The sequence below is a fragment of the Mesorhizobium sp. M0047 genome (assembly GCF_040323315.1).
Classification (GTDB): Bacteria; Pseudomonadota; Alphaproteobacteria; order Rhizobiales; family Rhizobiaceae; genus Mesorhizobium.
In genome coordinates, this window is record NZ_JAMYUW010000025.1 from 69,923 (window position 1) to 88,825 (window position 18,903).

Genomic DNA, 18,903 nt, shown 5'->3' on the forward strand with positions numbered 1-18,903 from the left:
TCGGGCTTGCGGGCCGTGGTACTCACGACAGGACTGAAAAATGAAGCTCTACCGCTTTCTGACTGGCCCGGACGATGCCAGCTTCTGCCACAAGGTGACGGCCGCCCTGAACAAGGGCTGGCACCTGTTCGGCTCGCCGACCTATGCCTACGACAAGAAAGCCAAGACGATGTGCTGCGGCCAGGCAGTGGTCAAGGATATCGACGGGCAGGAATACGGGCCGGACACCAAGCTCAGCGACTGGTAATCGGCGCTCGCATCCACAGCCACCCGGCCAGCCAGGCGATCGCTGCCGCAAGCGTCATCAAGCCCAGGTCAAGCGCCAACTCCGGCACGAACGCCCGGAGCGCGATAGGCACCGCGCCAATGATATAGAGGGCGAGTGGAATGCGCGGCACGCCTCTTGCAACGACAAGAGAGGTTACAAACGCGAGCGTCCCGAGCAGAAAAAGAACTGAACTGACGACCAGAGCCAGTCCGAGAGGACCGGCGCGCAGCTTGATGATGGTCGCCAGAGGAAGTTTCGAAAATACGAGATTGATCACCACTTCCACACCTACCAAACTTGCCAATGCAACGAAGTTGATAACGAACGCGATGGTGCCGAACAGGCCCGCGCGCCGGCCAAACGCAAGAAACAGGCCTACGACAAGACCAAGCGCCAATATCTCAGCGACTGGCGCGAGAAGTTGCGTCAGATCGGTGGTCGCGATGAGCGCGCTGCGTTTAGCCGCGTTGACCAGAAGAATAAGCGCGCTTCCCACCCCGGCGGCGGAGGCAAGCCGATAAAGCTGGGCGCTGGGCGCAGCCGCGCTCGACTGGACAGTCGCGGAATTCTCCTCGCGCTGGGGTTCTTCGGCTGGCCTCTGAAGCGCAATGAGCGATTGCGGACGGCGCGGTTCGGCAGTTCTGGCGAGCATGTTCGTCTCCTCATAAGGGAAAACGGCAGCCGCGAAGACCGCATGCCTGTTCCGATCCCATTTGTAATCGCTGCTTACATACTCTTGCCTGCGTTGTAAACACTGATTACATTAATCGCGGATCGTGCTACATACGCGTGAAGCAGCTCTACGGAACGAAGGAAAAGAGATGGCAAAAGCCAAGACGCCTCGCCGCACCAGCTACCACCATGGCAATTTGCGGGACGCGCTGATCGATGCTGCAATTCAACTTGTCGAGGAAGGCGGCCCTGACCATGTGAGCGTGCGCGAAGCCGCAAAGCGCGCCGGCGTTTCCCCCGGCGCCCCCTTCCGGCATTTTCAATCGAAAACAGCGCTGCTGACCGCGGTAGCCGAACAGGCCATGAGCCGGCTGACAGAGGCCGTGGCCGATGCACTTTCAGAAGTCGACAGCGCAGATCCCATCGTGGCCTTCGAAGCAATCGGACAAGGCTATCTGGAATGGGCGATCGCCAATCCCACGCATTTCCAGGTCATCAGTTCCCGAACGCTGATTGATTTCGACGGGTCGGACAGTCTTCGCGGACAGAATGAGGCCATTCGCCGGAAGATGATCGACCTGCTGACCCAAGCGCAACAACAGAGTAAGTTGGCTGCGAACGCAGACTTCGATCATCTGGTTCTTGCCGCTCGTGCATTTGTCTATGGCTTGGCACGAATGGTGGTTGATGGTCATTTTTCGCAGTGGCATCCGTCCGAGCCGCCATCGCTCGCCCTGCGGAAGGCGCTGCATCTTTTCATCAGCCGGATGACCGACCTATCTGAAGCGAAATCTTAGAAGCCTTTGCCGCCGCTGAGTTCTGGGTCGACTTGAGAGGAGTAGACATTTCACGCGGCGTAGGAACCAGTTACTCGGCCGCCTCTTCGATCTTCTCCATGTCGTCATCGGACAGCCCGAAATGGTGGCCGATCTCGTGGATCAGCACGTGGGTGACGATGTCGCCCAGCGTTTCCTCGTTCTCGGACCAGTAGTCGAGGATGGCGCGGCGGTAGAGCGTGATGCGGTTCGGGCCTTCGCCGGTCTGCGGATTCCAGCGCTCGGCGATGCCGCGTCCTTCGAACAGGCCGAGCAGGTCGAAGGGCGTCTCCAGCGACAGATCGTCCATGATCTCGTCGGTCGGGAATTCGGCGATCTGGATGACGATCTCGCCGGTCAGCTTGCGAAAATCCTCCGGCAGATGGGCATAGGCCTCCAGCGCCAGGAACTCCATTTCGTCCATCGAGGGCGAGAGTTCGTCGTGCCAGGTGCGGGTCTTGTAGATGCGGGCCATGCTTTGTCCTTTGATCCGGGCATATAGGCTTTCGCACCGGAATCGGCAAATGAACGGGCTGATGCGCCTGCACCATCAGGTGGAGAGGAATAAATTCCCCATGACTCCGCTTGACTCTTCCGGCACCCTCTGGAATCTATAGGGAACATAACAGGAACAATTGTGAGTGGAAGCTGACCGTCATGGCGATGACCGCCGTGGCGCGGGAAACTGTTTTTGCCCTGCGCCGCCAGATCGCGAAAATCGAGGGAACGCTGCCCGAGCGCCTGCAGGCGCCGGCCGCAGCGACCCCTGATGCTGACGCCAAAACCGATGTCACGCCCAATACCGATCTCACAATCGTCCGACGTGGCATTGCCGCGGCTTTGCCGGATGCGTACCTGCCCACCGGCGTCGAGCGTCTCGATGCCGCCCTGAGCGGCGGCCTGCCGAAGGCAGCCCTGAGCGAAATCCATGGCACGCAAACCCGCGATGCCGGGGCCGTCGCCGGCTTCGCCCTGTCGCTCACCAGCCTGATCCTCAAGCAGGCGCAAGGGCTGCCGGTGCTGTGGATCGGCACCACGGAAATCTTCCGCGAGGCGGGCTTTCCCTATGCCAGGGGGCTTCACGCCTCGTTCGGCATCGAGCCGGAACAATTGCTGTTTTCCGAGGCGCCAAAACTCGTCGATGCGCTGTGGGTCGCCGAGGAGGCGGCCCGGATGACGGCGCTCGCCGCCGTCATCCTCGAAATTCGCGGCAATCCGCAGCGGCTGGACCTGACCGCGACGCGCCGGCTGCATGCGCGGGCGCAAGGTGCCGGCCGGCCGGTGTTCCTGCTGCGGCAGGCGGCAGAGCCCGAACCGACGGCGGCCCCCGTCCGCCTCATCGTCGCGGCGGCACCGGCAACGCCGCGAGACACCATTGCCGGGCCGCTCGCCGGCTCGATCGGCCACCCGGCCTTCACCCTCACCATCGGCAAGAGCCGCACGGCCCTGCCTGGACAATTCACACTGGAGTGGAACCCCGATGAACGCGCATTCGACGAAAGAGCGGGCGACGAAAGAGCGGGCGACGATAGAAGGGGCGAAGAGAGAGGCCGGGCAAAGAATCCTGTCCCTCTGGTTTCCCTATCTGGCAGTGGAACGGATCCTGCGGCAGCGTCTGGGACGGTCCTGGCGTTCCCGGCCGTCGGATCACCTGCCGCCATCTCGTCCACCGCTCGTGATCAGCCATCGCGACCGCAACGCGCAACGCATCTCGGCCCTCGACGAGCGGGCTGAGGCGCTGCATCTGAAGCGCGACATGGGCATTGCCGATGCGCGCGCCATGCATCCGTCGATCGACATCGTCGAGGCCGATCCGGAGGCCGACCGCCGCCTGCTCGAAGGCCTTGCCGACTGGTGCGACCGCTACACCCCGCTGGTGGCGCTGGACGGGGCGGACGGCCTGTTTCTCGACGTCACCGGCTGCACCCATCTGTTCGGCGGCGAACGCGCCATGCTGGACGACATCCTGTCGCGCTTCTTCCATCAGGGGTTTGACGTTCGCGCCGGGCTTGCCGCGACACCGGGGGCGGCCTGGGCGGCGGCACGGTTTGCCGGTGACCGCATCGTCGATGGCGGCGAGGAGGAAGCGCTGCTGGCACCCCTGTCGCTGGCCGCGCTGCGCATCGAGCCGGCGACTCGCGCCAGCCTGGAAAGCGTCGGCCTGCGCACGGCGGGCGCCGTCATGGCGGCACCGCGCGCGCCGCTCGCCCGCCGCTTCGGCGCCTTGCTGCTCCTGCGCCTCGACCAGGCGCTTGGCCGTCTCGACGAGGCGGTGTCGCCGCGCCTTCCCGTCGCGCCGCTTTCGGTCGAACGCCATCTCGCCGAGCCCGTCACCCTGACCGAGGACATCGAACGTCTGGTGGGCATGCTGGCGACGACCTTGAAGACCGACCTCGAGCGCCGCGGCGAGGGCGCCAGGGCGCTGGCGCTGCTGCTCTTTCGCGTCGACGGCGCCGTCAGCCGCATCGCCATCGGCACCTCGCGGCCGATGCGCGAGCCCCGGCTGATCCAGAAATTGTTCCACGAGCGGCTGGCGGCGCTCGAACAGGATATCGATGCCGGCTATGGCTTCGATCTGGTGCGGCTTTCGGTGCTGACATCAGCCGCTTTCGACATGCAGCAGGCCGACTTTGCCGGCGAGGTGATCGACGACGGCGCCGATATCGCGCTGTTTGCCGACCGCATCCGCGCCCGGCTCGGCGATGGCGCGGTCCTGCAGCCGGTTGCCGTCGAAAGCCATCTGCCGGAGCGCGCCGTCGCCACGATCCCCTTCACCGAAGCGCCGCGCCGGACCACGCCGCCGAAGAGGCCGGACAGGCTGCAGGCGCCGAAAACCATCTTCCCGCCGGAACGGCCGATCCGGCTGTTCCGCTCGCCCGAACCCATCGATGTGCCGGCCACCGAAATGCCGGAGGGACCGCCACTGAACTTCCGCTGGCGGCGCGCGCTCTACCGAGTGACGCGAGCCGAGGGGCCGGAACGCATCGCGGCGGAATGGTGGCGCGAGACGCCAGGCGACGAAGCGGCATCGACACGCGACTATTTCCGCATCGAGGATGCCGACGGCCGCCGCTACTGGCTCTACCGTCAAGGCCTTTACGGCGGCGCCTCGCAGGTCCCGCCGCGCTGGTTCCTGCATGGTGTCTTCGCATGAACGCGCTGACCGTCATTCCCTATGCCGAGTTCGGCATCCAGTCGAATTTCTCCTTCCTGCGCGGCGCTTCCAAGCCGGAGGAACTGGTGGTCGCCGCCAAGCTTTTGGGCTTTTCCGCGATCGGGCTTGCCGACCGCAACACGGTGGCTGGCGTGGTGCGCGCCTGGCAGCAGGCCAAAGTGGAAAAGCTTTCCTACCACCCCGGCTGCCGGCTGGTTTTTGGCGACGGCACGCCGGATATTCTCGCCTATCCCAGGGACCGCAAGGGCTGGGGTCATCTCTGCCGCATGCTCACCCAAGCCAACCTGCGCGATGAAAACGAAAAGGGCGCCACCCTTCTCCAGCGCAGCGACCTGCTCGAATGGGGCGATCTGATGTCGCTGGCGGTCCTGCCCGATCTGACGGCGGGGGCGCAAGACCGTCTCGCCTTGCTTCGTGATCTCAAGCATCGTTTCGGCCGGAACCTGCGGCTTGGCGTTTCGCCCGACTATGCCGGCAATGACCGTTTCCGGATCGAGCAGGCAGCGGCGTTTGCCGAGAGCGCCGGCATCCCGCTGATGGCGACCAACGACGTTCTCTACCACACGGCCGAACGGCGCCCGCTGCAGGACGTGCTGACCGCGATCCGCCTCAACACACCCGTCTCCGAGGTCGGGCTGCAACTGGCCGCCAATGCCGAACGCCACCTGAAGCCGCCAATGGAGATGGCGCGCCTGTTCCGCAGGCATCCGCAGGCACTGGCCGAAACCTTGCGCTTTGCGCAGGAGCTGACTTTTTCGCTCAGCGATCTCCAGTACAACTACCCCGACGAACCGACGGAATCGGGTCTCGGGCCGCAGGCCGAGCTGGAACGGCTGGCGCGGGAGGGGGCTGCCGAGCGTTATCCCGCAGGCGTGCCCGCTTCGGTGACCAAGCGCATCGCGGAAGAGCTCGCTCTGATCGAGCGCCTCAACTACGCCCGCTATTTCCTGACCGTCTATGACATCGTCAAGTTTGCCCGCAGCCAGGACATTCTCTGCCAGGGACGCGGCTCGGCCGCCAATTCGATCGTCTGCTTCTGCATCGGCATCACCGAAGTCGGGCCGGACAGGATCGACACGCTTTTCGAGCGCTTCATCTCCGAGGAGAGGAACGAGCCGCCGGATATCGACGTCGATTTCGAGCATGAGCGACGCGAAGAGGTCATGCAGTACATCTATACGAAGTACAGCACCAAGCGCACGGCATTGGCCGCCGCCGTCATCAGCTACCGCGGCCGTTCGGCGCTGCGCGAAGTGTCCAAGGCGATGGGCCTGTCGGAGGATGTCAGGGCGTCCCTGTCCGGCTCGATCTGGGGCTGGTCGACCTCGGAACTCGGCGAAAAGGAAGCCCGCGCCGGCGGGCTCGATCGCGCCGATCCGGTGTCGCGGCATGTGTTGGAACGCGCCAACGAGATCATGGGATTTCCCCGCCATTTGTCGCAGCATGTCGGCGGCTTCGTCATCACCAGGGACCGGCTCGACGAGATCGTGCCCATCGTCAAGACGGCGATGGACGAGCGCAAGATGGTCGAATGGGACAAGGACGATCTCGACGCGGTGAAGATCCTGAAAGTGGACGTGCTGGCGCTCGGCATGCTGACCTGCCTGAAGCGCGCCTTCACCTTGCTGGAGGAGCACTATCCCAATGCACGGGATGAATATGGCCGGCCCTATGTGCTGGCCACGCTGCCGCCCGAGGACAGGAATGTCTACGACATGATCTGCCGCGCCGACACGCTCGGCGTCTTCCAGATTGAATCCCGCGCCCAGATGTCGATGCTGCCGCGCCTCAGGCCGCGCGAATTCTATGATCTCGTCATCGAGGTGGCGATCGTGCGGCCCGGGCCGATCCAGGGCGACATGGTCCACCCCTATCTGCGCCGCCGGCAGGGCAAGGAGAAGGCCGAGTATCAGAAGGCGGAATTGAAGGAGATTCTCGGCAAGACGCTGGGCGTACCGCTATTCCAGGAACAGGCGATGAAGATCGCCATCGTCGCCGGCGGTTTCCGGCCGGGCGAGGCCGATGAACTGCGCCGCGCCATGGCCACCTTCAAACGCACCGGCACGATCGGCAATTATCGCCGGCGCATGATCGACGGCATGGTTGGCAAGGGATACACCAAGGACTTCGCCGAACGCTGCTTCAAGCAGATCGAAGGCTTTGGCGAATACGGCTTTCCCGAAAGCCACGCCGCCTCCTTCGCGCTGCTGGTCTATGCCTCCTGCTGGTTCAAGACCTTCTATCCCGACGTGTTCTGCGCCGCGATCCTGAATTCGCAGCCGATGGGATTTTACCAGCCGGCCCAGCTGGTGCGCGACGCCCGCGACCATGGCGTCGACATCCGCGACGTCGACGTCAATTTCTCGGTCTGGGACTGCACGCTGGAGAAAGCGCCTTTCGATCCGGCCCGCATTCTCGCGCGCCATGCCGAGATGCGCGGCGTCATCGAGACGGATCATGCGCTGCGTCTCGGATTCCGCCAGATCAAAGGCCTTTCCAAGGAGCGCATGGAGCTGTTCGTCGACCGGCGCGGCGACGGCTACGTGTCCGTCAGGGACGTCTGGCTGCGCTCCGGCCTGGATGTCGGCGAGATCGAGAGGCTGGCGCAGGCCGACGCCTTCCGTTCGCTTGGCCTCGATCGTCGTGAAGCCTTGTGGGCGGTGCGCGCGCTCGACGGCAAGAGCGCCGCCGAAAGGCTGCCGCTGTTCGATCAGCCGGCACTCCGCCTGCGCGACCTGGAGCCCGAGACGAAACTGCCGAGAATGCCGCTCGGCGAGCATGTCATCCACGACTACCGCTCGCTCGGCCTGTCGCTGAAGGCGCATCCGGTCGCCTTCCTGCGCGAGCGCCTCGACCGCGCCGGCGTCACGCCCAATGCGAACCTGCCTTGCGTGCGCGACGGCCGGCGTGTCTCCGTTGCCGGCCTCGTGCTGGTGCGGCAGCGCCCCGGCAAGGGCAATGCGATCTTCCTGACGCTCGAAGACGACAAGGCCGTCGCCAACATCATTTTCTGGCAAAGAACCTTCGACCGCTACCGGCCGATTGTGATGGGCGCGCGGTTCATTCGGGTCACCGGGAAATTGCAGTCGGAATCGGGTGTGGTCCACATCGTCGCAGAAAAGGTCGAGGACCTGACGCCTTGGCTAACCGTGCTTCTGGAGAAGGTCAGCGAAGCTGGATCGGCGGTCGCCGGTCCTCAGGAACGCACTGCCAGAAGTCCGGATCGCGACAGTCGACCCACAATCCGGAGCGCACCGATCCGACAGGATCTTGCGGCATTATCGGGAGAGGCGGAACAAGTGATGCCCAAGGGGCGTAATTTTCAGTAGTGGCAAAAACGATGTCAGCGGGACAGCACCCCCCTCTGGCCTGCCGGACATCTCCCCCGCAAGGAGGGAGATCGGATGTCGCATCGGCCTTCGCCAATCTCCAACGTCTGAAGGCTGGCGGCACGCACGAACTGCCAATCTCCCCCCTTGCGGGGGAGATGGCCGGCAGGCCAGAGGGGGGTGCTGGCCCGCCAGCCACGGCAATTTCTGCGCCGCACGGCGCTCGAATTCAGCCCGGCCCACCCAGGCGCGGCGGCGGGGGGGCCAGCACATCCTCCACGGAGAGCGTCCGCGCTTCCGAGGGCAGCATGATCGGAATGCCGTCCCGCACCGGATAAGCGAGCTTGGCGACCCGCGAGACCAGCTCACCACGCTCCGGATCCCAGGTCAGCGGCCCCTTGGTCAGCGGGCAGGCCAGCAGCTCCAGCAGCTTGGGGTCGACATTGACCTTCTTCCCGTCACGTCCAACCGCCGCCATAAGATTCTCTTCCCAGCCAGTTGCGGGCCTAAGATGTGTTGAGTCAGGTCAGGCCGAGCCGAAAACGGCTGATACCGAGAACCGGAGCGGAGCGTACTTTGGGTACGTGAGCACCGAAAGCGCAGGAAGCCTCCGTTTGCAGGCCGGCCCGACCTGAATATCGGCACATCCTACTGCAGGCTCGAGCCAAAGTCCTCATTCTCGCGCGCCAGCGCCATTTCGGTGATGGCGATCAGCGTTTCGGCTCGGGTCTTCAGGTCGGCTGCTTCGAGCAGCGCCTGTTTCTCGGCCGGCCCGTAGGGCGCCATCATCGACAGCGCGTTGACCAGCATGGCGTTTTCGGCCCGGCTGACGCTTTCCCAGTCGGCTTCCAGGTCGTTGGCCTGCAGATAGGCGCGAAATGCCTTGAGCAGCGATGGCCGGTCGATCTCGTCGGCCGCCTGATCCTCATCGAGATCGGCCAGGAAGGGCGCCAGCTTGGCCTGGCGAAACGGCGTCTTGACCGTCAATTCGCTTGCAATGCGAAACCGGCACACGCCCTGCAACGAAACCAGATAGCGGCCGTCACCGGTCTCGGAAAAGGCAATGATGCGCCCGGCGCAGCCAACATTGCAAAGCTCCGGCTCGCCGTCGGCACGCAGCGCACCATCGAGCCTGGGCTGGATGACGCCGATGAGCCGCGAGCCGGTGATGGCCTCGTCCACCATCTGCAGGTAGCGCGGCTCGAAAATATTAAGCGGCATGCGGCCCCCCGGCAGCAAAAGCGCACCCTCGAGCGGAAAGATCGGGATCGTCGATGGCAAATGCTTGGCGAGCCGGTAATGCGCGTTTCCCGCTTGCACCTCATTCCTCCGATCGCTTCTTCACGAAGCGCATGCATTAATCTGGCGCGCTGATCGCCGACGCCAAGCCCGTGCGGCAAAACAACACCAAGGTCAGGAAAACAGCAGCGCCGACAATTTGCGCCGCGCCGCAAGCGTCGCCTCGTCGGTCATGCCCCAGGCCTCGAACAGCTGCAGCAATTGCGTCCTGGCGCCGTCCTCGTTCCAGGTCCGGTCGGCCTTGATGATGGCCAGCAGATTATCGGCCGCCGCGGTGCGGTCGCCGTTGGCGTTCTGAATCATGGCCAGATCGAAACGCGCCTGATGATCCGCGGGATTCTCCGCCAGGCGGCGCTCGAACTCGGCCGGATTGCCAAGCGCCGCCGCTTGCGCGGCAACCGCCATCTTGGCACGCAGGGCGGCCAGCGGCGGCGCATCCTTCTTGGCTTCCGGCGCTGTTGCCAAAAGTGCCTCGGCGCCTTGCACGTCGCCAGCCTCGAACAGCAGCTCGCCCAGGCCGCCGATCGCCTCGACGGTCTCCGGCGCCTGCGCCAGGATGGCATCATAGATGTCGGCCGCGGTCTGCATGTCGCCGGCGTCGCGCGCTTCCGCAGCCGCGGCCAGCGCCTCGGCCACCGGCGGCGCGCCATCGCCCTTGCCGCCGACCTTGGTGATGAATTCGGCGATCTGGCTCTCGGGGATGGCGCCCATGAAGCCGTCGACCGGCTGGCCGTCCTTGAAGGCTATGACCGCGGGAATCGACTGGATGCCGAGCTGGCCGGCGATCGACGGATGATCATCGATGTTCATCTTGACCAGCTTGACCTTGCCACCGGCGGCCTTGACCGCCTTTTCCAGCTGCGGCGTAAGCTGCTTGCAGGGCCCGCACCAGGGCGCCCAGAAATCGACCAGCACCGGTTGGCGGCGCGATTCCTGGATGACGTCGGCAGCAAAAGCGGCGGTCGTCGTGTCCTTGATGACATTGGCAGGGGCAGTGGGCGCATCGCCAAGCGCGACCTTCGCCGGCGCCGGCGCGGTGCCGCCATACTGCACCGATGTGGTGTACTGGCCACCATTGCCGCCGAAGGGGCCGCCAAACGGATTGTTGTCGCTCATCTCTTTAACCCTTCCGTAGCGGGCCGGCTGGCAGCCGGCGCCATTTCCTTCAGACCATCGGTTTCAAGCCATCCATGTGGCGATCACGCGGAGACTTTCAAGATAGCAGCATCGTGCCCGGTTGCCTCGACGAATCTGATCAGGTCCCCTGCGGCGATCGACGTCGTCGCCTCATTGGTCAGCGGATGCGCATTGATCACCGCGTGCTCCATCAAATCCTTGTCGAGCACGAGCTTGACCCTGTTTGCGGTATCGTTGATGACGCCAAAGACCGTGACAGCGCCCGGCGTGACGCCAAGCAGCTCCATAAGCATCTCCGGCCTGCCGAAGGAGACGCGGCTGGCGGCGCCAATCACCTGGTGGATCTGCTTCAGGTCGACAACCGCGTCCTCGGCGACGGTGACCAGGAAGAAATTGTCCTTCTTGTCCTTCAGGAACAGGTTTTTCGTGTGCCCGCCGGCGATTTCGCCGCGCAGCGCCTGTGAATCGGCGACCGTGTAGAGAGGCGGATGGCGTTTCGTCGACGTGATGATCCCGAGTTCGGCAAGAAAGGCCATCAGGTCGGCTTCGGTCTTCGGCATCGGTTTGTCTTCGCCCGGTTTCTCAGCCATGCCGTTTACGGCCAATGGGGCGGCCGACACAAGACCGTCATGCGACATCACGGTGAGCGGCACCGCCCTTCGCGGTGCCGCCGCCGCCCGCCGCTCGCACGCCTCGCCACGGTGCCGGCGACTTTGCCGACGTCGCCCGCCGTGTCACAAAAAAGCCTGCGATTTCCCTGTTGCAATCGCCGCGCTCTTCAGCCATATAGGCCCGGCTTGCGGCCAAGACGCCGTGTGAGCGGGTGTAGCTCAGGGGTAGAGCACAACCTTGCCAAGGTTGGGGTCGAGCGTTCGAATCGCTTCACCCGCTCCAAATCTTCTTTAGATTTGAAAAGCATCAAGGGCCCGGGTAACCGGGCCTTTTTGCTGTCTGGGTCCGGGGGAGTTCTTAGTTCGGCTTGCAATTGCGATCCTGATCGCCGACGACCAGCCTATCCGAAGGCAAGCGTGAGGACTCCTTAGAGCCTCTTTCGTGCCGCTGGATGCACCGTGGATTTTCCCCAATTCCAGGCATCGGATCGAGCGCCGCGCTGGCTGAGATGCCCGCATTCCGCTTCTGCTGAGCGGCGCCGCGCTGGTGTCGATCTGGAACGGCGTCTTTACGCCTGGCGTTCTCGAGCGTGGACGCAAGGACCGCCAGACGATCGCAAAAGCGGGCTTCCGGATTGAGCGGCAAATCACGGAGCGACGCACGAACTGCTGGCATGCGCCCAGCGTTCGACGTATGATTGCCGCTCAATTTCGGGAGGAAAGAGCCATGGACGCAGTGCCTCAATGGCGCCTCGCGGGCGATTGGTTCGACATCTGCAGCTGCGACATCCCTTGCCCGTGCGAGTTCGCCCAGCGACCAACCGGCAATCACTGCCAGGGCGTGCTCGCCTGGCATGTGCGCGAGGGTCAGTATGGCGACGTGAAGCTCGACGGCCTGACGCTGGTGGCGCTCGGCGAGTTCGAAGGCAATCTATGGGCCGGCGAGGCAAAAGCCGTGATGGGCATGTACCTCGACGAGAAGGCGAATGAGTCGCAGCGCGAAGCCCTGCAGGTAATCTTCGGCGGCCACGCCGGCGGCTGGCCGGCGGGCTTTGCCGCCAATGTCGGCGAGATGCGTGGCATGGAGTTTGTGCCAATCACTTTCGAGGTGGCAGGCGACCTCGCCACCTGGCGAGTCGAAATTCCTGGCCTCGTCGTCGGTCGCGCGGAAGCGCTTTCCGGTCCTACGACACCGCCCGGCAAGCGGGTGCAGACAATCAACCCGCCGGGCTCGGAGGTCGGCCCAGGCCAGGTTGCCACCTGGGGGCGTTCTGTCGAGGTGAGCACCAAAGGCTTCGGGCTGGACTGGACGGGCACGGCCCGCTCGAGCAAGCACATTCCGTTCGACTGGTCCGGCCCGAACTAGGGCGTGCCGATGCCCGGCGCGTTCCCCAGGAAAACGTGGCGGCTCGGGAATTTGCGTGGCATTCCGCTCGGCCTTCTCGCGTCGCTCGTCGTACTGACGGCGGCGGCATGGGCGCTCACCCTCTACCAGACCTTCAGCATGGACATGCCCATGGGCATTGCGGTGCGCGGCGGGATGGAGGGTATGGAAGGCATGGCCGGCATGGCGATGGCCGGAATTGCGGCCGACGGCTGGTCACTCGCCGGCGTCGCCGCCTTTCTCGCAGTATGGACCGTGATGATGGCGGCTATGATGCTGCCGGCCGCGGCGCCCATGATCTTTATGTTCGCGGCGGCGCAAGCCAGGCGCGGACGGCAGGTGGCCGTTCCGACCTGGATTTTCGTCGCGGGCTACCTTCTCGTCTGGGTGGCAGCGGGCCTTCTCGTGTATGTCCTGGTCCAGTTCGGCAGCGAGTTCGCGACAAGCCTCGATCCGCCCCAGCGGTCGAAATGGGCGCCGCTCGCGCTCGGTGCCACGCTTGGCGTCGCCGGCCTCTACCAGTTCACGACCCTCAAGCACATTTGCCTAAGCCATTGCCGCTCGCCGCTCGCTTTCGTTGCCCAGCACTGGCGCGACGGGCGAGTTGGCGCGCTTGAGATGGGGCTGCGCCACGGCCTGTATTGCTTCGGTTGCTGCTGGGCGCTGTTCGCCATACTGGTCGCATCGGGCGTCATGAGCCTCGCCTGGATGCTGCTTTTGACACTGATCGTCTTCGTCGAGAAGCTGATGCGGCGTGGCCGACGCTTCGAAGCTGCTTTGGGCATTGCGCTAATTGCCCTCGGGATCGCCGTATCGTACGGGGTGATCGAGATGCCTTGGACAAGCGGCTAGAACCGGATGGTTTCAGGTCGATTCGATCTGAAATTTGAATCCGCCTCTAAATCAAAGAGCTTCGGCATGGCGAATAAGAAGCTGTGTCCCGTGACCGTTCAAGGCGTAGACTCGCAAAAAGCCGATGGCTATACACGGCAAATGCCTACGTTTCCCGCCGACCAGGTCTATGTGCGTGTTTGCCACGTCAAGCAGGGCTATGAGGACCGCGAACAGCACATTGCAAGGCAGGTCGCTCGTCATGGTATCCCGGCCACCTGGTATCTTCACTGGGATGTTTCAGATATTACTGACGAAGAGGTCGAAAGGCTTACCGTGCCAGGCGCTCTCAAACTGGCGGAACTGTCCTGCTCCTTGAAACACATCGGGATCTGGCGTGAGTTTCTGCAGACCGACAAGCCCTATTGTCTGGTCTTTGAGGACGACGTTTTCCTGGCGGCCAATTTCAATACAAAGTTTAACGCAGCTCTGGCGGAGCTCGGCGATCCAAACCGCAAGGCCGTCATCTATATCGGCAATGCCGGTACGTACTACATTTCGGCGTTCAAGTTGAAGCGCGGACAACATCTCTATCCAGCCCCTCACGGCAGATCCACCGATTCCTATATCATCACCCGCTCCGTGGCAGCCGAGAGGTGCGCCTGGTTTGATGCACGCAAGATGTCCGCGCCGATCGGCCACGAGATCGACGGTGCGGACGCGGCGCTCGGGGTGGAGGTGCTTTGGTTCGAGAGACCCTTTGTTGAGCAGGGCACGCACAATGGGGCGTTCTTGACGTCCATAAATCCCGACAGTCAACGGCCGCTTTGGTACAAGCGCATCGAGTGGCAGTATAAGAAATATCGCCGACAGCTCGTTGGCCATATGTAGCGCTCGCCGCGACCCGGCGGGGCTGCGCGGCCGAACCTGGTTTCAACCGGGTTTTGGGTCGACAACATTGACCGGGCCGGTGGGGGTACCTGACCGAAATCCCTTCAATCATCCTCCAGAAGTCACATAAAGTTACAGCAAGGAACGCTTCCCGCTGGACCTCGTTAGCTCTTCCATCAACCCAATGATGGAGAAAACCATGCAGGACATTTCCGGCAAGCGCGTCGCTATCCTTGCGACAAATGGCTTTGAACAAGCCGAACTTGAGGTGCCGCTCAAGAAATTGCGCGAAGCGGGCGCCGAGGTCGATGTCGTGTCGCTCGCAAGCGGCAAGATCAAGGGCTGGGACCACAAAGATTGGGGCCGCGAGGTGCCCGTCGACAAGATTTTGGACGAGACGCGCGCGGATGACTACGACGCGATCGTGCTGCCCGGCGGCGTTATCAACCCCGATCTGCTGCGGATCGAGCCGAAACTCCTCAATTTCATCAAATCGTTCTGGTCGGCCAACAAGGTCGTCGGCGCGATCTGCCATGCGCCCTGGCTGCTCGTCGAGACCGGAATTGTGAAGGGCCGCCGGGTCACATCCTACAAATCGATCAAGACCGACGTGATCAATGCCGGTGGTGTCTGGGAAGACAGCGCGGTGGTCACCGACCAGGGACTTGTCACCAGCCGCAACCCGGGCGATCTCGACGCGTTCTGCGACAAGCTCGCCGAGGAAATCAGGGAAGGGCGGCACGACAGGCGCGCCGCGGCTTAGCCCGCCCACCAGGCCGGCCCAGCCGAAGCCCAACGCAGCCGTCGCCAAGCTGGAATCGATCAGATAGCGGTTTCCGTCCGTTGCTCCCTGCGTCATCGCAGGGGCGATCGCTTCAGACCCGCGCCCGGAAAGGGCAGTGGTCGAAACCGCCGGGTTGTGTCCCGCGGCACAACGCCTGCCCCGCATCTGCCACTTGATCGTCGCTGTCCGGAATGCTCCGTTGCCGCTTCGGACATTCGGAGAAACCCATGACAGGCTTTGTCGACCGCCAGCGCGCGGCTCAACTGATGGATCGCGCCGGCATCGAGGCGCTGGTGCTGTGCGCGCCCGAGGCCTTCCACTATGCGACCGGCGCCTCGATCGGTCCGGCGGGACTGTTCCGGCGTGCCGGTGCCGGCTTCGTCGTCATCCCCGCTGGCCAGGACCTGCCGATCGGCGTGGTGGTCGCGGACTTCAATGCGGCGCAGCTGCAGGCGGCATTGCCCGATGCTGTCATTCGCAGCCACCCGGTCTGGATCGAAACCGCTGCGCTTGACGCCTCGACGTCCGGCCTAGCGCTGGTGCAACGCATCGAGGCTGGCCTGACATCGTCCGGCCGGGCGCCTGATTTCTCGCGGCCGGCGACTTTCGACCTGACCAATTCCGTCCGCGCGTTGAAGGAAATCTTGACCTGCTTCGGTCTCGACCGCGCAACGATCGGCGTCGATCTCGATTTCATCGCCGCCGCAGATTTCTTGGCCATGCAGTCGTTGCTGCCGGCCTGCATCATGGTTGATGGCTCGGCCGCGCTCGACAGGCTGCGGGCCATCAAGTCGCAACGCGAGATCGACCTTTTGCAGCAAGGCATCACCCTCTCGGAGGCCGGGTTGGAGCGGCTGCAGGTGGATGCGATGGCCGGTATGCGCCAGGCCGATCTCATTGCCCTCTACCGGGAAGGCGTCGCCGGCGCCGCGGCGGGCCTGTCCCATCCCGTGGCGACGGCCGAATATGTGACGCTGGGCGCGAAGGCCAAGGCTGCCGATGCGAAAGCCGTGCCCGGCGACCCGCTGAAGTGCGACATGGTCTGCACGGTCGGCGGCTACGCCTCCGACATGTCGCGAAACTTCACCTTCGGGCCGCCATCGGCTGAGCGGGCCGAGCTGCATGCGATCGCCGAACAGGCCTTCGAGGACGGGCTGGCATCCCTTGTTCCGGGGACCACGCTCGCCCACGTGCATCGCGTCGCCACCGAGAGCCTGGCGCGGCAAGGGCTGCGCTCCTATCGCCGCGGTCATTTCGGCCATGGCGTCGGACAATCGGTCTTTTCCGAACAATGGCCGTTCATTGCGGCCGACAGCGATGTCGCGATCGAAGCCGGCATGGTGCTGGCTTTCGAGATCCCGCTCTACATCGATGGCCTCGCCAGCTTCAATCTCGAGGACCAGTTCCTGATCACGCCGGATGGACCTGTCGCCATGAACCGCCTGCCGAGGCGGCTGGAGGTGATTGGATAGCGAAGGCCCTTGGGGCGCTCTGTGGTCGGCTTACTTCCGGGTGTCATACTGCGCCAGTGGTCATCATCCAGAATGGCCCACGTGGAGCCATGGCCTGCAAACATGCTAAGAAGTCTGCCTCGCAACCCGGGAAAGGATCATGACCGAAGCTGGCAGCCAGGAAGGACCTGATCCGGGCCACGATATGGAGGGCGCGATCCTGCCATGCGCATCCTCGACATCACTTGGCTGATCAAGGATTCCGGCAAGGAGATGGAGCCGCTCGGGGATTGAGGCTGCGCTTCTGCCTTCTCCCACAAGTGGAGAAGGAAAGAACGGGCGAGGCCAACGCCAAAACGAAAGTGGGAAGTAATGCTGGACATGGCACCATCGAAACAGGCAGCGGCATGGCTCGCTTCTTTTGCGCACGCGCTCGAAGCGGGCGATGGGGCGGCAGCGAGCAACCTGTTCGTCGACGACTGCTACTGGCGCGATCTCCTGATCTTCACCTGGAACATCACGACCATGGAAGGCCGCGACGCGATCGCCGGCATGCTCGAGGCAACGCTGGCGACGACCAGGCCGACGGCATGGCAGCTGACCGGCGAGGCGACTTCGGAGGAGGGTACCATCGAGGCCTGGCTCAGCTTCGAGACAGCTGTGGCGTCAGGAGAGGGCATCATGCGGCTGCGCGATGGCCGCTGCCGGACATTGTTTACCGCGATGACCGAGCTCAAAGGGTTCGAGGAGCGCAAGGGGGCAAAGCGTCCGCTCGGCGTCCGCCACAAGGCCGATCCCGAGCGTGAGACCTGGTCGGAGGCGCGGGCGCGCGAGACACGCAAGCTTGGCGCCGAAGAGCAACCCTATTGCCTGGTCATCGGCGGCGGCCAGGGCGGCATCATGCTCGGCGCGCGGCTGCGCCAGCTCGGCGTGCCCACCATCGTCATCGAGAAAAATTCAAGGCCCGGCGATTCCTGGCGCAACCGCTACCGTACGCTCGTGCTGCATGACCCGGTCTGGTACGACCATCTGCCCTACATTCCCTTCCCGGAAAACTGGCCGGTTTTCACGCCCAAGGACAAGATGGGCGACTGGTTGGAAATGTACACGCGCGTGATGGAGCTCAACTATTGGCCCGCCACGAACTGCCTCAGCGCCAGCTATGACGAGGCGGAGAAAGGCTGGACCGTGATGGTCGATCGCGCCGGCCGGCACATCACGCTGAAGCCGAAGCACATCGTCTTCGCCACCGGCGCCTATGGTCCACCGCGCCGGATCGACCTGCCGGGCGCCGATCGATTCAAAGGCGAGCTGCTGCATTCCAGCCAATATGACAGCGGCGAGAAGTTCCACGGCAGACGCGTCGCGGTCATCGGTGCGGCAAGCTCCGGTCATGATGTCTGTGTCGATCTCTGGGAAAGCGGCGCCGACGTCACCATGATCCAGCGCTCGCCGACCACCGTGGTCAAGTCGGACACGCTGATGGAGGTCGGTTTCGAGATCTTCTCGGAGAAGGCATTGGCGCGCGGCATCACCACCGAGAAAGCCGACATGATCGTCGCCTCGATGCCGTTCGCGCTCGTACCCAAGGGCCAGCGGGCTCTCTACGAGGTGATCAAGGCGCGCGACGCGGCCTTCTACGACCGCCTGCGCGCCGCCGGCTTCGCCATCGATTTCGGCGACGACGAGACCGGCCTTCTGATGAAGGCCTATCGCACCGGCTCCGGCTACTACATCGATGTCGGCGCGTCCGACCTGATCATCGACGGCAAGATCGGCATCCGCAGCGGCGTCGCCATCAGATCGCTGACGCAGGACGGCATCCTGTTCGAGGACGGCACCGAACTCGCCGCCGACGCGATCATCGCCTGCACCGGCTATCAGTCGATGAACGAGACGGTGGCGCAAATCGTCTCGCGCGAGGTCGCCGACAAGGTCGGCCCCTGCTGGGGTCTTGGCTCGGGCGTCAAGGGCGACCCCGGACCATGGCAGGGCGAGCTGCGCAACATGTGGAAACCGACCGCGCAGGAAGCGCTGTGGTTCCACGGCGGCAACCTCGCGCTGTCGCGCTTCTATTCGAAGTATGTAGCGCTGCAGATCAAGGCACGGATGGAGGGGATCGAGACGCCGGTTTATGGGGCGGTGAGCTGACGCTGCTGATCTCCCCCCTCGAGGGCAGGGGAATCGCACATGAGTACAAAGGGACTCTTGTGTGGTGTGCGGAAATCGATTCTGAAAGGACCTCTGGATGATCGG

17 protein-coding genes and 1 tRNA gene are annotated in these 18,903 nt (G+C 63.8%); 12 read left to right on the forward strand and 6 right to left on the reverse strand.

The features are described 5' to 3' along the window. Positions 1–40: 40 nt before the first annotated feature. On the forward strand, positions 41–247 hold the full coding sequence (locus NKJ89_RS22455; protein WP_023763029.1) for a DUF1737 domain-containing protein: 207 nt from the start codon (positions 41–43) through the stop codon (positions 245–247). Here the strand turns inward: NKJ89_RS22455 and NKJ89_RS22460 are convergent. Next, on the reverse strand, positions 234–920 hold the full coding sequence (locus NKJ89_RS22460; protein ID WP_352605688.1) for a hypothetical protein: 687 nt from the start codon (positions 918–920) through the stop codon (positions 234–236). The genes NKJ89_RS22455 and NKJ89_RS22460 overlap by 14 nt on opposite strands. Positions 921–1,089: 169 nt before the next feature. On the opposite strand from NKJ89_RS22460, the gene NKJ89_RS22465 reads away from it, so the two are divergent. Continuing rightward, on the forward strand, positions 1,090–1,737 hold the full coding sequence (locus NKJ89_RS22465; RefSeq protein WP_352605690.1) for a TetR/AcrR family transcriptional regulator: 648 nt from the start codon (positions 1,090–1,092) through the stop codon (positions 1,735–1,737). 70 nt (positions 1,738–1,807) lie between these two features. Here the strand turns inward: NKJ89_RS22465 and NKJ89_RS22470 are convergent, their stop codons facing one another. Next, positions 1,808–2,230, reverse strand: coding sequence for a metallopeptidase family protein (locus NKJ89_RS22470; RefSeq protein WP_023763026.1), 423 nt, complete (start codon positions 2,228–2,230; stop codon positions 1,808–1,810). Positions 2,231–2,412: 182 nt separating this feature from the next. Between NKJ89_RS22470 and NKJ89_RS22475 the strand changes: the two genes are divergently transcribed. From NKJ89_RS22475 to NKJ89_RS22485, 3 genes are read left to right on the forward strand one after another with little or no spacing between them, the layout of a single operon-like run. Beyond that, the gene (locus NKJ89_RS22475; RefSeq protein WP_352605692.1) at positions 2,413–3,489 is read left to right on the forward strand and encodes an ImuA family protein; all 1,077 of its coding nucleotides are present in this window, start codon (positions 2,413–2,415) and stop codon (positions 3,487–3,489) included. Further along, entirely contained in the window at positions 3,431–4,909 is a 1,479-nt protein-coding gene (locus tag NKJ89_RS22480) for a DUF6504 family protein (RefSeq protein WP_352605694.1), read from the forward strand. Before NKJ89_RS22475 ends, NKJ89_RS22480 begins: the two co-directional genes overlap by 59 nt. Continuing rightward, positions 4,906–8,259 (forward strand): error-prone DNA polymerase, encoded by a 3,354-nt coding sequence (locus tag NKJ89_RS22485; protein ID WP_352605696.1) that lies wholly within the window; start codon positions 4,906–4,908, stop codon positions 8,257–8,259. The genes NKJ89_RS22480 and NKJ89_RS22485 overlap by 4 nt, the downstream gene beginning before the upstream one ends. 229 nt (positions 8,260–8,488) lie before the next feature. On the opposite strand, the gene NKJ89_RS22490 is transcribed toward NKJ89_RS22485, so the two are convergent. The 4 genes from NKJ89_RS22490 to NKJ89_RS22505 form a co-directional block, all read right to left on the reverse strand. Next, positions 8,489–8,737 carry a Trm112 family protein gene (locus tag NKJ89_RS22490; protein ID WP_023763174.1) on the reverse strand — a complete coding sequence of 83 codons (249 nt, stop codon included), beginning with the start codon at positions 8,735–8,737 and terminating at the stop codon, positions 8,489–8,491. A gap of 170 nt (positions 8,738–8,907) precedes the next feature. After that, positions 8,908–9,579 carry an LON peptidase substrate-binding domain-containing protein gene (locus tag NKJ89_RS22495; RefSeq protein WP_352605698.1) on the reverse strand — a complete coding sequence of 224 codons (672 nt, stop codon included), beginning with the start codon at positions 9,577–9,579 and terminating at the stop codon, positions 8,908–8,910. Positions 9,580–9,672: 93 nt separating this feature from the next. Continuing rightward, positions 9,673–10,674 carry a thioredoxin gene (gene trxA, locus NKJ89_RS22500; protein WP_352487150.1) on the reverse strand — a complete coding sequence of 334 codons (1,002 nt, stop codon included), beginning with the start codon at positions 10,672–10,674 and terminating at the stop codon, positions 9,673–9,675. 83 nt (positions 10,675–10,757) lie between these two features. Further along, on the reverse strand, positions 10,758–11,255 hold the full coding sequence (locus NKJ89_RS22505; protein ID WP_352605722.1) for a prolyl-tRNA synthetase associated domain-containing protein: 498 nt from the start codon (positions 11,253–11,255) through the stop codon (positions 10,758–10,760). A gap of 259 nt (positions 11,256–11,514) precedes the next feature. Between NKJ89_RS22505 and NKJ89_RS22510 the strand changes: the two genes are divergently transcribed. The 7 genes from NKJ89_RS22510 to NKJ89_RS22540 all read left to right on the forward strand — a co-directional run bounded on the left by NKJ89_RS22510 (position 11,515) and on the right by NKJ89_RS22540 (position 18,798). Next, positions 11,515–11,589, forward strand: a tRNA-Gly gene (locus tag NKJ89_RS22510). Positions 11,590–12,033: 444 nt separating this feature from the next. Then, positions 12,034–12,672, forward strand: a complete 639-nt coding sequence (locus NKJ89_RS22515; RefSeq protein ID WP_352605700.1) for a DUF1326 domain-containing protein — start codon at positions 12,034–12,036, stop codon at positions 12,670–12,672. 9 nt (positions 12,673–12,681) lie between these two features. Continuing rightward, positions 12,682–13,542 carry a DUF2182 domain-containing protein gene (locus NKJ89_RS22520; RefSeq protein ID WP_352605702.1) on the forward strand — a complete coding sequence of 287 codons (861 nt, stop codon included), beginning with the start codon at positions 12,682–12,684 and terminating at the stop codon, positions 13,540–13,542. A gap of 66 nt (positions 13,543–13,608) precedes the next feature. After that, entirely contained in the window at positions 13,609–14,412 is an 804-nt protein-coding gene (locus NKJ89_RS22525; protein ID WP_352605704.1) for a glycosyltransferase family 25 protein, read from the forward strand. Positions 14,413–14,611: 199 nt separating this feature from the next. Continuing rightward, the gene (locus NKJ89_RS22530; RefSeq protein ID WP_352605706.1) at positions 14,612–15,175 is read left to right on the forward strand and encodes a type 1 glutamine amidotransferase domain-containing protein; all 564 of its coding nucleotides are present in this window, start codon (positions 14,612–14,614) and stop codon (positions 15,173–15,175) included. Between the two features lie 248 nt (positions 15,176–15,423). Further along, the gene (locus NKJ89_RS22535) at positions 15,424–16,668 is read left to right on the forward strand and encodes a M24 family metallopeptidase (protein ID WP_352605708.1); all 1,245 of its coding nucleotides are present in this window, start codon (positions 15,424–15,426) and stop codon (positions 16,666–16,668) included. Between the two features lie 351 nt (positions 16,669–17,019). Beyond that, on the forward strand, positions 17,020–18,798 hold the full coding sequence (locus tag NKJ89_RS22540; protein WP_352605710.1) for an NAD(P)-binding domain-containing protein: 1,779 nt from the start codon (positions 17,020–17,022) through the stop codon (positions 18,796–18,798). Positions 18,799–18,903: the final 105 nt, after the last annotated feature.